This window comes from Pseudomonas sp. UBA5666 (assembly GCF_002420785.1).
Lineage (GTDB): Bacteria > Pseudomonadota > Gammaproteobacteria > Pseudomonadales > Pseudomonadaceae > Aquipseudomonas > Aquipseudomonas fulva.
This window is the reverse complement of the sequence record NZ_DIIQ01000004.1, coordinates 66,973-79,959: the sequence shown is the minus strand read 5'-3', so window position 1 is coordinate 79,959 and position 12,987 is coordinate 66,973. Positions and strand designations below refer to the sequence as shown.

The window sequence follows — 12,987 nt, the reverse complement described above, 5'->3', positions numbered from 1 at the left end:
TAAGCAAAAACCGCCTGCTCCTGTCATCCGGCCCCTACGCTGCGCTCCGGGGTTCCCTCGCTCCGGGCTTGCTCCCGGGAGGACCGCGCTACAGGCCCCATCCTGGGGCCCAGCGCTTGACAGGCATCCATGCCTGTCACCTCCCTCCGCAAGCCCTGCGCTCGGCCTCCTGAAGTCGCGATCTGCGGCGCCTGGGCTACCGCGCGCTTAGAAGCAGCAACAGCTACAGCTACAGCTACAGCTACAGCTACAGCAAAACAGCGCATGTCTCTGATTTCATGCTCAAGCAGCTGCCCAAACTTCCCCCACATTCAAACCGGCTTATCGCCTTGCACCTCCTCCTGCGGCGACTCGCCGTCTTTCTCGGCCTCCTCCGTATCCTCGGCCGCTACCGGTGCCTGCATCACATCCTGCACGGTCTGCTCATCCACACGTGGGTCCAGCGCTGCCGACAGAGGCGAGCCGGCGGCGGGCATGGCGACGTGGCCCAGAGGGGCATCCTGGACCTGGTGCAGGCCAGTAACGGCTTTTGGACGGATGCGCCAGACCAGCACCAGGGCAAAGAATACGAAGAAGGCGTACAACATCTGCACCCCCAGCACTTTCATCAGCACGCCAGCAGCCAGTGGGCCGATGCACGCCCCCACGCCGTAAGTCACCAACAACATGGCAGTCAGCGAAACGCGGCGCTCGCTCTCCACGTGGTCGTTGGAAAAAGCCACGGCCAGCGGGTACAGGCTGAACTGCAACAGCGACACCACAAAGCCCATGGCGAACAGCAACTCCAGCGGCACGTCGGGCAGGATCGCCAGCGGCGCGGCGGTCACAGCCAGCCCCACTGCGACACTGCGAATCAGTACCGCACGGTCGTAACGGTCCGACAACCAGCCCAGCGGCCACTGAACCACCAGCCCTGCGAAGATGCAGCAGCCCATGAACAGACCGATCTGCTCGGTGCTCAGGCCCTGGCTGGCGGCATACAGCGGAGCAAGGCCGTAGAACGAGCCGACGATCAAACCCGAACCCAGTACGGTACTGAGCGACTGCGGTACGCGCTTGATGAAGAACTTCGGCTCCATGGGTGCCGGACGCAGCGGCGCAGGGTGGATGCGGCGGGTCATGGCCACCGGTACCAGGCACAGGGCGAAGCACATCGCGACCAGCATCAGCAGCTCAAGCCCCAGCTCAGGGTGCACCACCAGTATCAGCTGACCCAACACCAAGCCCAGGTAGGACGCGATCATGTACCCACTGAACACCGCGCCCCGGTACTTCACGTCCGCCTGCTCGTTGAGCCAGCTTTCGATGACCATGTACTGACACATCATGCCCAGGCCCACGATCATCCGCAGCCCGACCCAGGCCGGCAGCCAGTTGGTCAGGCCATGCCCAAGCACGGCGGCGCCGACGATCCCGGCGCAGGTGGCATAGGCGCGTATATGCCCTACTCGGCCGATGAGCCGGTGGCCGACCTTGCCGCCCACGGCAAGGCCGAAGTAGTTGGCCGCCATCAAGGCACCGACCCACAGGCTATCGACGTTGTCGGCAGCCAGGCGCAGCGCCAGGTAGGTACTGAGCAGGCCCGAGCCGATCAACATCATCAATGCAGCGAAATACAACGACTGAAACGGCTTCCAGATAGTGCGCATAAATCCCTTCGGCTCCCGGGTTGAGCTGGCAGTGGTACGTGCAGAATAAAGGCTTACGACAGGCGTTGCAGGCCCCGTGCTGCAAAATCGAATAGTCCCTCGTCCGTGGCCAGGTGATAGACGGGTCAGGCCACGCCACAGGGCACCGACGAACTTGGACAGCAGTCATTCGCGCAAGGTCATACCGTTTGCCGGTAACGGCAGGGCTGTCTTGTAACGCACCTGCTTGAGGGCGAAGCTGGAACGAATGTTGGCAACGCCCGGCAGGCGGGTCAGGTAATCCAGAAACCGCTCCAGCGCCTGAATGCTGGGCAGTAGCACACGTAGCAGGTAGTCCGGGTCGCCAGTCATCAGGTAGCACTCCATGACCTCGGGCCGTTCGGCGATCTCTTCCTCGAAGCGGTGCAATGCCTGCTCTATCTGTTTTTCCAGGCTCACATGAATGAATACATTCACATCCAGCCCCAGCACCTCGGGCGACAACAGCGTGACCTGCTGGCGAATGACGCCCAGCTCCTCCATGGCCCGCACCCGATTGAAACAGGGCGTAGGCGACAGGTTGACCGAACGTGCCAGCTCGGCGTTGGTAATGCGGGCGTTTTCCTGAAGGCTGTTGAGAATGCCGATATCGGTACGATCGAGTTTGCGCATGAGACAAAATCACCGGTTTTTTGTGTTTATGCGAAATGTTTATCTGGCCTGCTCGCCAAAGGCAATCAACTAGAGAGAAATATTCTGCGCCGAGGCAACTAACATGTAGTTAACGCTGACCTGCTGGTCACGAGCCGGCACTCAGCAGCGACCGCTTCAAAGCTCACAAAAACAAATACCCGAGCGAGCGTAAACAGCATGAACGAGTACGCCCCCCTGCGCCTGCATGTGCCCGAGCCTACCGGCCGGCCAGGCTGCCAGACCGATTTTTCCTACCTGCGCCTGAATGACGCCGGCCAGGTCCGTAAACCGCCCATCGACGTAGAAGCCGCCGATACCGCCGACTTGTCCGGCAGCCTGGTGCGCGTGCTGGATGAACAGGGCAATGCCCAAGGCCCCTGGGCCGAGGACATTGATCCGCAGGTACTGCGTCAGGGCATGCGCGCCATGCTCAAGACCCGGATCTTCGACAGCCGCATGGTCGTCGCCCAGCGCCAGAAGAAGATGTCCTTCTACATGCAGAGCCTGGGCGAAGAAGCCATCGGCAGTGCCCAGGCACTGGCGCTGAACCGCACCGACATGTGCTTTCCGACCTATCGCCAGCAAAGCATCCTGATCGCCCGTGACGTTTCGCTGGTGGACATGATCTGCCAACTGCTCTCCAACGAGCGTGATCCGCTCAAGGGCCGCCAGTTGCCAATCATGTATTCGGTACGCGAGGCTGGCTTTTTCACCATCAGCGGCAACCTGGCGACCCAATTCGTGCAAGCGGTGGGCTGGGCCATGGCCTCGGCCATCAAGGGCGATACCAAGATCGCCTCGGCCTGGATCGGCGATGGTGCCACCGCCGAATCGGACTTCCACACCGCCCTTACCTTCGCCCACGTCTACCGCGCCCCAGTCATCCTCAACGTGGTCAACAACCAGTGGGCGATTTCCACGTTCCAGGCCATCGCTGGCGGCGAGTCCACCACCTTCGCCGGCCGCGGCGTGGGCTGTGGCATCGCCTCGTTGCGCGTGGACGGCAACGACTTCGTGGCCGTCTACGCGGCCTCGCGCTGGGCAGCCGAACGCGCACGCCGCGGCCTCGGCCCCAGCCTGATCGAGTGGGTCACCTACCGTGCTGGCCCGCATTCCACGTCCGATGATCCGTCCAAGTACCGCCCTGCGGACGATTGGAGCCACTTCCCGCTGGGCGATCCGATCGCTCGCCTGAAGCAGCACCTGGTCAAGATCGGCCACTGGTCCGAAGAAGAACACCAGGCCACCACGGCCGAATTCGAGGCTGCCGTGATCGCCGCGCAGAAGGAAGCCGAGCAGTACGGCACCCTTGCCAACGGACACATCCCCAGTGCCGCTTCGATGTTCGAGGACGTGTACAAGGAAATGCCGGACCACCTGCGTCGCCAACGTCAGGAACTGGGGGTCTGAAATGAACGATCACAACAACAGCATCAACCCGGAAACCGCCATGGCCACCACCACCATGACCATGATCCAGGCCCTGCGCTCGGCCATGGACATCATGCTCGAGCGCGACGATAACGTGGTCGTGTATGGCCAGGACGTCGGTTACTTCGGCGGCGTCTTCCGATGCACCGAGGGCCTGCAGAACAAGTACGGCAAATCACGGGTGTTCGATGCCCCGATTTCCGAAAGCGGCATCGTCGGCACGGCGGTGGGCATGGGTGCCTACGGCTTGCGGCCGGTGGTGGAGATTCAGTTCGCCGACTATTTCTATCCAGCCTCGGACCAGATCGTGTCGGAAATGGCGCGGCTGCGTTACCGCTCTGCTGGCGAGTTCATCTCGCCGCTGACCCTGCGCATGCCATGCGGCGGGGGCATTTATGGTGGCCAGACCCACAGCCAGAGCCCGGAAGCGATGTTCACCCAGGTGTGCGGCCTGCGCACCGTCATGCCGTCCAACCCCTATGACGCCAAGGGGCTGCTCATTGCCTCGATCGAGTGCGATGACCCGGTCATCTTCCTTGAGCCCAAGCGCCTGTACAACGGCCCCTTCGATGGCCACCACGACCGTCCTGTGACGCCATGGTCCAAGCATCCCCAAAGCGCCGTGCCCGACGGTTACTACACCGTGCCCCTGGACAAGGCAGTGGTAACCCGGCCCGGCAACGACGTCACGGTCCTCACCTATGGCACGACGGTCTATGTCGCCCAGGTCGCGGCCGAAGAGACAGGCGTCGATGCCGAGGTGATCGACCTGCGCAGCCTGTGGCCGCTGGACCTGGAAACCATCGTCGCCTCGGTGCAGAAGACCGGCCGCTGCGTGGTGGTACATGAGGCCACGCGAACCTGCGGGTTCGGCGCCGAACTGGTCGCGCTGGTGCAAGAGCACTGCTTCCATCACCTGGAGGCGCCCATCGAGCGCGTAACCGGTTGGGACACGCCCTACCCCCATGCACAGGAGTGGGCGTATTTCCCAGGGCCATCGCGGGTGGGTGCGGCATTGAAAAAGGTTATGGAGGTCTGAATGGGCACGCATGTCATCAAGATGCCGGACATTGGCGAAGGCATCGCGCAGGTTGAGTTGGTCGAGTGGTTCGTCAAGGTGGGCGACCTGATCGCCGAGGATCAGGTCGTGGCCGATGTCATGACCGACAAGGCCACGGTGGAGATCCCCTCCCCGGTCAGTGGCAAGGTCATGGCCCTGGGCGGCCAGCCTGGGGAAGTGATGTCGGTTGGCAGTGAGCTGATCCGCATCGAGGTCGAGGGCAACGGCAACCATGTGGACGCCCCGCAGGCCAAGGCCGCCGAAACACCACCTGCCAGCGAAGCCCCCAAGCAGGCTGCACAGGAACAACCCGCGCAGGCCACGCTGACGCCCCCGGCCAACCGCCCGGCCGCACCGCTGGCGCCCCGCCAGGCCAGCGACAAACCCCTCGCCTCGCCCGCGGTGCGCAAACGCGCGCTGGATGCCGGCATCGAGCTGCGTTATGTGCATGGGAGCGGCCCTGCCGGGCGCATCCTGCATGAAGACCTCGATGCCTTCCTCAGCCAGCCCCAACGCACCGGTGAGCAAGCGCCAAGCGGCTACGGCAAGCGCACCGACAGCGAGCAAGTCCCGGTAATCGGCTTGCGGCGCAAGATCGCCCAGCGCATGCAGGACGCCAAACGGCGCGTGGCCCACTTCAGCTACGTCGAAGAAATCGACGTCACTGCTCTCGAAGCGCTGCGCCAGCAGCTCAACGGCAAGCACGGCCAAGACCGCGGCAAGCTCACCCTGCTGCCGTTCCTGGTCCGTGCGCTGGTCGTGGCACTGCGTGATTTTCCACAGATCAACGCTACGTACGATGACGAAGCACAGGTCATCACCCGCCATGGCGCGGTGCACGTCGGCATCGCGACCCAAGGGGACAACGGCCTGATGGTGCCGGTGCTGCGCCATGCCGAGGCAGGCAACCTGTGGGCCAATGCAGCGGAAATCGCCCGTGTGGCCAATGCCGCTCGCACCAACAAGGCCAGCCGCGAAGAACTGTCGGGTTCGACCATCACCCTGACCAGCCTCGGCGCACTGGGCGGCATCGTCAGCACGCCAGTGGTCAACACCCCGGAAGTGGCCATCGTGGGCGTCAACCGCATGGTCGAGCGGCCCGTGGTCATCGACGGCCAGATCGTGGTGCGCAAGATGATGAACCTGTCCAGCTCGTTCGACCACCGTGTGGTCGATGGCATGGACGCCGCGCTGTTCATCCAGGCCGTGCGAAGCCTGCTGGAACAACCCGCCTGCCTGTTTGTGGAGTGAGCATGCAACCGATCATCGAAACCACGCTGCTGATCATCGGCGGCGGCCCCGGCGGCTATGTGGCCGCCATCCGCGCCAGCCAGCTGGGCATACCTACGGTCCTGGTCGAAGGGCAAGCGCTGGGCGGAACGTGCCTGAACATCGGTTGCATTCCGTCAAAAGCCTTGATTCATGTAGCCGAGCAGTTCCATCAAGCCACCCGGTTTGCCGAGGGCTCCCAACTTGGCATCCGCGTAGCCTCCCCCGAGCTGGACATTCATCAGAGCGTTGCATGGAAAGACGGTATCGTCGACCGGCTGACCACCGGTGTAGCCGCCCTGCTGAAAAAGCACGGGGTCAAGGTCATCCAGGGCTGGGCGAAGTTGCTCGACGGCAAGCACGTGGAGGTCGACGACCAGCGCATCCGCTGCGAGCACCTGTTGCTGGCCACGGGCTCGAGCAGCATTGAGCTGCCCATGCTGCCGCTGGGGGACGCCGTCATTTCATCGACCGAGGCACTGACGCCCACTACGGTGCCGCGCCATTTGGTGGTGGTCGGTGGCGGATACATCGGTTTGGAACTGGGCACTGCGTACCGCAAGCTGGGTGCGCAGGTGAGTGTGGTGGAGGCCCGCGAACGGGTGTTGCCCACCTACGACGCCGAGCTCACCGCCCCCGTGGCCGAGTCGCTGAAAAAGCTCGGCATCGCCGTTTACCTCGACCACAAGGTGGAAGGCTATGAGCAAGGCACGCTAGTGGCCCGCAATAGCGAAGGCTCGCCCCTGCGCCTTGATGCCGACAGGGTACTGGTAGCGGCCGGCAGGCGCCCGCGCACCCAGGGTTTTAACCTCGAATGCCTGGACCTGCGCATGAATGGCGCGGCGATTGCCATCGACGCGCAGTGCCAGACCAGCATGCGCAACGTGTGGGCCATTGGTGACGTGGCGGGCGAGCCGATGCTGGCGCACCGGGCGATGGCCCAAGGCGAAATGGTCGCCGAACGCATCGCTGGCAAGCCACGTCGCTTCGAGCCGGCTGCGATCGCTGCGGTGTGCTTCACCGACCCGGAAGTGGTCGTCGCTGGCCTGACCCCTGATCAGGCGGTGGCGCAAGGGCTGGACTGCATCGTGGCGCAATTCCCCTTTGCCGCCAACGGGCGGGCCATGAGCCTGGAGTCCAAGACGGGGTTTGTGCGGGTGGTGGCACGCCGCGACAACCACCTCGTGCTGGGTTGGCAAGCGGTAGGCGTGGCTGTCTCCGAACTGTCCACTGCCTTTGCCCAGTCATTGGAAATGGGCGCGCGGCTGGAAGATGTGGCAGGCACGATTCATGCCCACCCAACCCTGGGCGAGGCGGTCCAGGAGGCCGCCCTGCGCGCGCTGGGCCACGCACTGCACATCTGACCCTTGCCGCAGCCTGGGTCAGCCAGGTCATTGGGCGACGGCGTTCTTGCCTGCGCCCTTTGCCCGGTAAAGCGCCTGATCGGCGCGCGCCAGCAGACTGTGCGGGTCGTCGTCTTCGCGCCACTGCACCACGCCGTAGCTCAAGGTCAATCGACACTCGCCAATGGGCTCCAACTGCGCTACCACCTCGCGCAGTTGTTCGGCGCAGGCGCAGGCTTGCTCCAGGCTCGTCTGGGCCAGGACCAGGACAAATTCATCACCCCCCCAACGCGCCAGCAAGTCGGTAGTGCGCTGGCGTGAGCGCAATGCCTCGGCTACGCGAACCAAGGCGGCGTCCCCCTGCGCATGGCCGTATTGGTCGTTGATAGGCTTGAAGTCATCCATGTCCATGGCGATGATCGACAGCGGCTGGCGAAAGCGCTGAGCCCGCTCGCACTCTTGCTTGAGCACATTCTCCAACCGATAGCGGTTGGCGATGCGCGTCAGGGAATCACGCTCGGCAAGCTCGCGGTTTTCGTCCAGTTGGCGCTGGAGCTGCTCGTTCACCCAGGACAATTCGCGCGTGCGCTCGGCGACCAGACATTCCAGCGATTGGTTGCGCCGCTCAAGCTGCGCCAGTTGCCGCTTGCCGCTGTCGATGTTGCGATGGGCACCCAGCATGCGTGCCACCGAGCCGTCCGGATTGCGTGCAATGACGTACCCACTGTCCTCGACCCACAGGTAGCTGCCGTCGGCGCAGCGGCACCGGTACTCGACCAGGTAACGCTCGTTGCGCTGATGGATATAGGCATCGAAGTGGGCCATGACACGCTGGAAATCGTCGGGGTGGATCAACCGCTCCCAGGTCAGTACCGAGTTTTCCTGCGAGTGAGGCGCATAGCCGAGCATGAGGTACCAGCCAGGATTGCGATAGACATAACCCGTGTTGGCATCCCAGTCCCAGATACCGTCGCTGATCAGGTCATAGAGCGTGTGCAGCTGCTCTTGGGTAAAGCCCGTGGGCACGGGGGTGACGTGCTGGTTCATGCAAACTCCTGATCAACCAGCAACTGCGCCCCCAATTCAAGGGCTGCTGAGGTGAACAGAGACGGCGCGCGCCCAGTGAGGGTGGCCTTTGACGGGGCAAGCATAGGGGTACGGGCGTAGGGCTGAAATACGTCTTAAGGCGTAGATTTGTAACGGGCAATTGGCGCAGGAGAACGGAGTGCTGGAGGCACTGGGGAGAAATGGCGTCCCAGGCAGGAATTGAACCTGCAACCTTCCCCTTAGGAGGGGGATGCTCTATCCAATTGAGCTACTGAGACACAACAACTGGCAGCAGGCGCTGCTCAGCGGGACGGCGTGCATGTTAACCAGCGTGTCGCCGTTTGTCATGTGTTGGAGTGCCATTTGAGCGTAATCCTTTTCCGCAGCCCTAGTGAGCCTGGATAACGCCCTCTTCTCGCAACACGCCCAGCAAGGCCTCCACTGCCGTGGACAGCGTAGTCGAGTTGTCCACCGTTCGTACGCCATCGTCGGCCGCATCACTCAAGCTGACATGCCGAGCCAGGCGCTGGTCGATCTCGGCTTGAGTCTCCCGGCCGCGGGCCTGCAGGCGTTGACGCAGGATATCGAGACTGACGTCCACACGGATGGCCAGCAAGTCAGGGTAGCGGATACGCGCCTGAGGCAGGTGGCCGCGCGAGCCGTTTACCAGCACCGACCTGCCCTGCGCTAGCCACTCGTCTATCTGCCGGGGGATACCGTACTGCAACCCATTGGCCTGCCAATGCATGGCGAATGCGCCTTGCAGCTTCATCCGTTCGAACTGCTCGGCATCGACGCCTACTGCGGCCTCCCCTTTGGCCTCAGCCGAGCGTGTGATGACTCGACGGGCGATTTCGACACGCGCTGCCGCCAGCTGCGGTCGGGCAGCGTCGATCAATGAATCTTTGCCCGCGCCAGACGGTCCGATCAACAGAATCAGCTTGCCTCTAGGCGGCGAAACGCAGCTTGCATCATGGTGCATTGCCACTATGCTCTCTGGTTAAGAACCTGTGCGTTTGACGCTACTTTCGGCGCAGGTTTCAGGTTTTTTGCAGGATTCGCGGGGATACGTCTGACGTGAGGCCGCTATTGGACATGGGAAAATTTTAACCAGTGCTCATTTCTGATAATTGGTACTGGCATAAAGCCTTTATGAAGATCACTATTTGTCACAGAATTGACGCCAAGGAAACGGCAGCATTGAGGCAAGATGAGCGTCCATCTGCACAACCGGTTGAACATTTTGGCGATAAGGCGGTCGTATTTCCACCCCGCGCGGCCAATTTGAGAACCGCTTCCCCTGAACCAAAATCTGGTCAATTTATATGCGCCCAATGAAACAGGCTATTTATTCGAGCCGCACTGCTGACAAGTTCGTCGTTCGCCTGCCAGACGGGATGCGTGAGCGCATCGCCGAGGTAGCACGCAACCACCACCGCAGCATGAACTCGGAGATCATTGCACGCCTGGAGCAGAGCCTTATCCAGGAAGGTGCCCTGGGTGAGGAATTGAGCATGCGCCTGGACAGCCCTGAACTGTCGTTGCACGAACGCGAACTGCTGCAACGCTTCCGCCAGCTCTCCCATCGCCAGCAGAATGCGCTGGTTGCCCTGATTGCCCATGACGTGGAAATGGCCGCCGACGCTTCCTGACGCAAACCTTTGCTGTCACCCACAAAAAAGCCAGCTGATGCTGGCTTTTTTGTTTTAAGGGGTAGCCGCTTACCTGCCATCTATCACCCAGGCAGGCCAGGCGTTACGCAAGGCGTAACGCCCCGAGCCGTTAGAGCAGGAACACCGTGGCGAGCCCCAGGAAGATAAAGAAGCCGCCGCTGTCGGTGACTGCGGTGATCATCACGCTCGACCCCATTGCGGGGTCGCGCCCCAGCCGCGTCAAGGTCATCGGTATCAACACGCCCATCAGGGCCGCGAGCAGCAGGTTCAAGGTCATCGCGGCTGTCATTACCAGGCCCAGCGACCAGCTGCCATAGAGCCAGAAGGCCACGGCACCGATGACGCCACCCCATATCAATCCGTTGATCAAGGACACCGCCAGCTCTTTGCGCATCAGGCGCGAGGTATTACCGGGAGATACCTGGTCAAGGGCCATGGCGCGCACAATCATGGTGATGGTCTGGTTGCCGGAGTTGCCACCGATGCCCGCCACGATCGGCATCAGCGCAGCCAGGGCAACCAGCTTCTCGATGGACCCTTCGAACAAGCCGATCACCCGGGATGCGACGAAAGCGGTGATCAGGTTCACGGCCAGCCACGCCCAACGGTTGCGCAGCGAACGCCAAACCGACGCGAAGATGTCCTCTTCTTCGCGCAGACCGGCCATGTTCAGCACTTCGCTCTCACTCTCTTCGCGAATCAGGTCGACCATTTCGTCGATGGTCAGACGACCGATGAGCCGATCGCTCTTGTCCACGACCGGTGCCGATACCAGGTCATAGCGCTCGAAGGCCTGGGCTGCGTCGTAGGCGTCTTCATCGGGGTGGAAGGACACAGGATCGGTGGCCATCACGTCGGCCACTTGCTTGTCCGGGTCGTTGACCAGCAGGCGCTTGATCGGCAACACACCCTTGAGAATGCCATCGTGATCGACCACGAACAGCTTGTCGGTGTGGTTGGGCAATTCCTTGAGACGGCGCAGGTAACGCAATACCACTTCCAAGCTGACGTCTTCACGGATGGTCACCATCTCGAAGTCCATCAGCGCGCCGACTTGTTCCTCGTCATAGCTCAGCGCAGAGCGTACGCGCTCGCGTTGCTGGGCATCGAGGGTTTCCATCAGCTCGTGGACCACATCCCGTGGCAACTCAGGTGCCAGGTCGGCCAGCTCGTCGGCGTCCATTTCCTTGGCGGCAGCCAGCAGCTCGTGATCGTCCATGTCGGCGATCAACGACTGGCGCACGGCGTCTGACACTTCAAGCAGAATGTCGCCGTCACGATCCGAGCGCACCAGCTGCCAGACAGTCAGGCGGTCTTCGAGGGGCAAGGCTTCGAGGATGTAGGCGATATCGGCGGGGTGCAGGTCATCGAGCTTGCGCTGCAACTCGACGAGATTCTGCCGGTGGACGAGGTTTTCTACCAGGTCGTTGTGCGCACCCTCCTGGCGGTGGGTGACATCTTCGACCAGGCGCTGGCGCTGAAGCAGGTCAACGACCTGGGACAGGCGGTCCTGAAGGCTTTCTTGCGCTTTCTTTACTTCTACTTCAGTCATAGGCGAACTCCACTCCCAGCCGCGGAGCACGCCGGGGGAATCAATCGATTAGATCTATCTGTACGAAACGGTTTGGGGAGTAACTACTGGGTAAGTCCATGGTGGTAATCCACAAGCCCCGGCGGGGCTGACGGGCGCAATCATACACTGCTCAAGCTGACAGATCGCTTAAATTTTTGGCTATAACAATCGTTTGCGCGTCATTGCTCTGACAACGCATGAAACCATCGGTGCAATGGCATTGCGCGAGCTGGGTGTGCGCCCTGCCAAGGGCTTGGCATGCAGGCACAGAGCGCCTTAGCCGTATGTAAAACGTAGGGCGTGGGGCGTATAAGCGATTGGGAGTACAAACCCTGGAAAAACAAAAAGCCCGCTCAATGAGCGGGCTTCCTGTTTGGGTATGGCGGACTCAGCAGGATTCGAACCTGCGACCGCTCGGTTCGTAGCCGAGTACTCTATCCAGCTGAGCTATGAGTCCGTTTGGTAGTTTTAGACCAGATTACCACTGGTTTTTGAAGCAGCCTTGATAACAAAACCACTTCGAAAGTGGCGGACTCAGCAGGATTCGAACCTGCGACCGCTCGGTTCGTAGCCGAGTACTCTATCCAGCTGAGCTATGAGTCCGTTTGGTAGTTTTAGACCAGGTTACCACTGGTTTCTTGAAACAGCCTTGATAACAAAGCCACTTCAAAAGTGGCGGACTCAGCAGGATTCGAACCTGCGACCGCTCGGTTCGTAGCCGAGTACTCTATCCAGCTGAGCTATGAGTCCGTGTCTTGCCGCGCATTATAGGTTGCTGAAACATTTTTGCAAGAACTTTTTCGTTTAAAATCAACTACTTAGCGTTCTTACAACTTACAGCAACCTAAGCGAATAATGGCGGTGAAGGGGGGATTCGAACCCCCGATACCCTTATGAGGTATACTCCCTTAGCAGGGGAGCGCCTTCGGCCACTCGGCCACCTCACCGCAACACGAGGCGAATATTAAACAGGTTCTTCCTCGTCTGCAACCCTTTTTTTGAAAAAAACTTCAAAAGAATTAAAGGCTTGGCTCCTCGTCCTTCTCGTTCTTGATCCGCAGGTAGATTTCCTCGCGGTGAACAGCCACTTCTTTTGGCGCGCTGACGCCGATACGTACCTGGTTGCCTTTGACGCCGAGCACCGTCACGGTGATCTCGCCATCGCCAATGATCAGGCTCTCCGCACAGCGACGAGTCAGAATCAACATAGCTTTCTCCTTACGCAAAACATTCAGGGGTAACAGTCTTTTGGGGTTTCAGCCCAGTCGTG

Annotated in this window: 11 protein-coding genes and 5 tRNA genes; 5 read left to right on the top strand and 11 right to left on the bottom strand. The window is 61.2% G+C overall.

Features of this window, described 5'->3' with window-relative positions:
- Positions 1–311 precede the first annotated feature (311 nt).
- Positions 312–1,649: an MFS transporter gene (locus B2Y33_RS03575; RefSeq protein WP_104926422.1), complete on the bottom strand. Its 1,338-nt coding sequence runs from the start codon at positions 1,647–1,649 to the stop codon at positions 312–314.
- A 165-nt stretch (positions 1,650–1,814) separates the two neighbouring features.
- Entirely contained in the window at positions 1,815–2,300 is a 486-nt protein-coding gene (gene bkdR / locus B2Y33_RS03570) for a Bkd operon transcriptional regulator BkdR (RefSeq protein WP_023533792.1), read from the bottom strand.
- A 198-nt stretch (positions 2,301–2,498) separates the two neighbouring features.
- On the opposite strand from bkdR, the gene B2Y33_RS03565 reads away from it, so the two are divergent.
- The 4 genes from B2Y33_RS03565 to lpdA are packed head-to-tail and all read left to right on the top strand — an operon-like array spanning position 2,499 to position 7,445.
- Entirely contained in the window at positions 2,499–3,731 is a 1,233-nt protein-coding gene (locus tag B2Y33_RS03565; RefSeq protein WP_027915929.1) for a 3-methyl-2-oxobutanoate dehydrogenase (2-methylpropanoyl-transferring) subunit alpha, read from the top strand.
- A gap of 1 nt (position 3,732) precedes the next feature.
- The gene (locus B2Y33_RS03560) at positions 3,733–4,791 is read left to right on the top strand and encodes an alpha-ketoacid dehydrogenase subunit beta (RefSeq protein WP_027915928.1); all 1,059 of its coding nucleotides are present in this window, start codon (positions 3,733–3,735) and stop codon (positions 4,789–4,791) included.
- Complete coding sequence (locus B2Y33_RS03555; protein ID WP_027915927.1) at positions 4,792–6,063, top strand: dihydrolipoamide acetyltransferase family protein; 1,272 nt, start codon at positions 4,792–4,794, stop codon at positions 6,061–6,063. It abuts the gene before it with no gap.
- Positions 6,064–6,065: 2 nt separating this feature from the next.
- Positions 6,066–7,445 (top strand): dihydrolipoyl dehydrogenase, encoded by a 1,380-nt coding sequence (gene lpdA, locus B2Y33_RS03550; protein WP_028688020.1) that lies wholly within the window; start codon positions 6,066–6,068, stop codon positions 7,443–7,445.
- A gap of 27 nt (positions 7,446–7,472) precedes the next feature.
- On the opposite strand, the gene B2Y33_RS03545 is transcribed toward lpdA, so the two are convergent.
- The 3 genes from B2Y33_RS03545 to phnN all read right to left on the bottom strand — a co-directional run bounded on the left by B2Y33_RS03545 (position 7,473) and on the right by phnN (position 9,453).
- Positions 7,473–8,471: a sensor domain-containing diguanylate cyclase gene (locus B2Y33_RS03545; protein ID WP_027915925.1), complete on the bottom strand. Its 999-nt coding sequence runs from the start codon at positions 8,469–8,471 to the stop codon at positions 7,473–7,475.
- A gap of 201 nt (positions 8,472–8,672) precedes the next feature.
- Positions 8,673–8,749, bottom strand: a tRNA-Arg gene (locus B2Y33_RS03540).
- 110 nt (positions 8,750–8,859) lie between these two features.
- Positions 8,860–9,453: a phosphonate metabolism protein/1,5-bisphosphokinase (PRPP-forming) PhnN gene (phnN, locus tag B2Y33_RS03535; RefSeq protein ID WP_206405612.1), complete on the bottom strand. Its 594-nt coding sequence runs from the start codon at positions 9,451–9,453 to the stop codon at positions 8,860–8,862.
- 343 nt (positions 9,454–9,796) lie between these two features.
- On the opposite strand from phnN, the gene B2Y33_RS03530 reads away from it, so the two are divergent.
- The gene (locus B2Y33_RS03530) at positions 9,797–10,123 is read left to right on the top strand and encodes an Arc family DNA-binding protein (RefSeq protein WP_027915923.1); all 327 of its coding nucleotides are present in this window, start codon (positions 9,797–9,799) and stop codon (positions 10,121–10,123) included.
- A 130-nt stretch (positions 10,124–10,253) separates the two neighbouring features.
- On the opposite strand, the gene mgtE is transcribed toward B2Y33_RS03530, so the two are convergent.
- The 6 genes from mgtE to csrA form a co-directional block, all read right to left on the bottom strand.
- Complete coding sequence (mgtE, locus tag B2Y33_RS03525) at positions 10,254–11,696, bottom strand: magnesium transporter (protein WP_023533822.1); 1,443 nt, start codon at positions 11,694–11,696, stop codon at positions 10,254–10,256.
- Between the two features lie 401 nt (positions 11,697–12,097).
- Positions 12,098–12,174, bottom strand: a tRNA-Arg gene (locus B2Y33_RS03520).
- 69 nt (positions 12,175–12,243) lie between these two features.
- Positions 12,244–12,320 (bottom strand) — tRNA-Arg (locus B2Y33_RS03515).
- A gap of 70 nt (positions 12,321–12,390) precedes the next feature.
- Positions 12,391–12,467: transfer RNA gene (locus B2Y33_RS03510), tRNA-Arg, on the bottom strand.
- Between the two features lie 106 nt (positions 12,468–12,573).
- Positions 12,574–12,664, bottom strand: a tRNA-Ser gene (locus B2Y33_RS03505).
- Between the two features lie 72 nt (positions 12,665–12,736).
- Positions 12,737–12,925, bottom strand: a complete 189-nt coding sequence (gene csrA, locus B2Y33_RS03500; protein WP_023533771.1) for a carbon storage regulator CsrA — start codon at positions 12,923–12,925, stop codon at positions 12,737–12,739.
- Positions 12,926–12,987 lie beyond the last annotated feature (62 nt).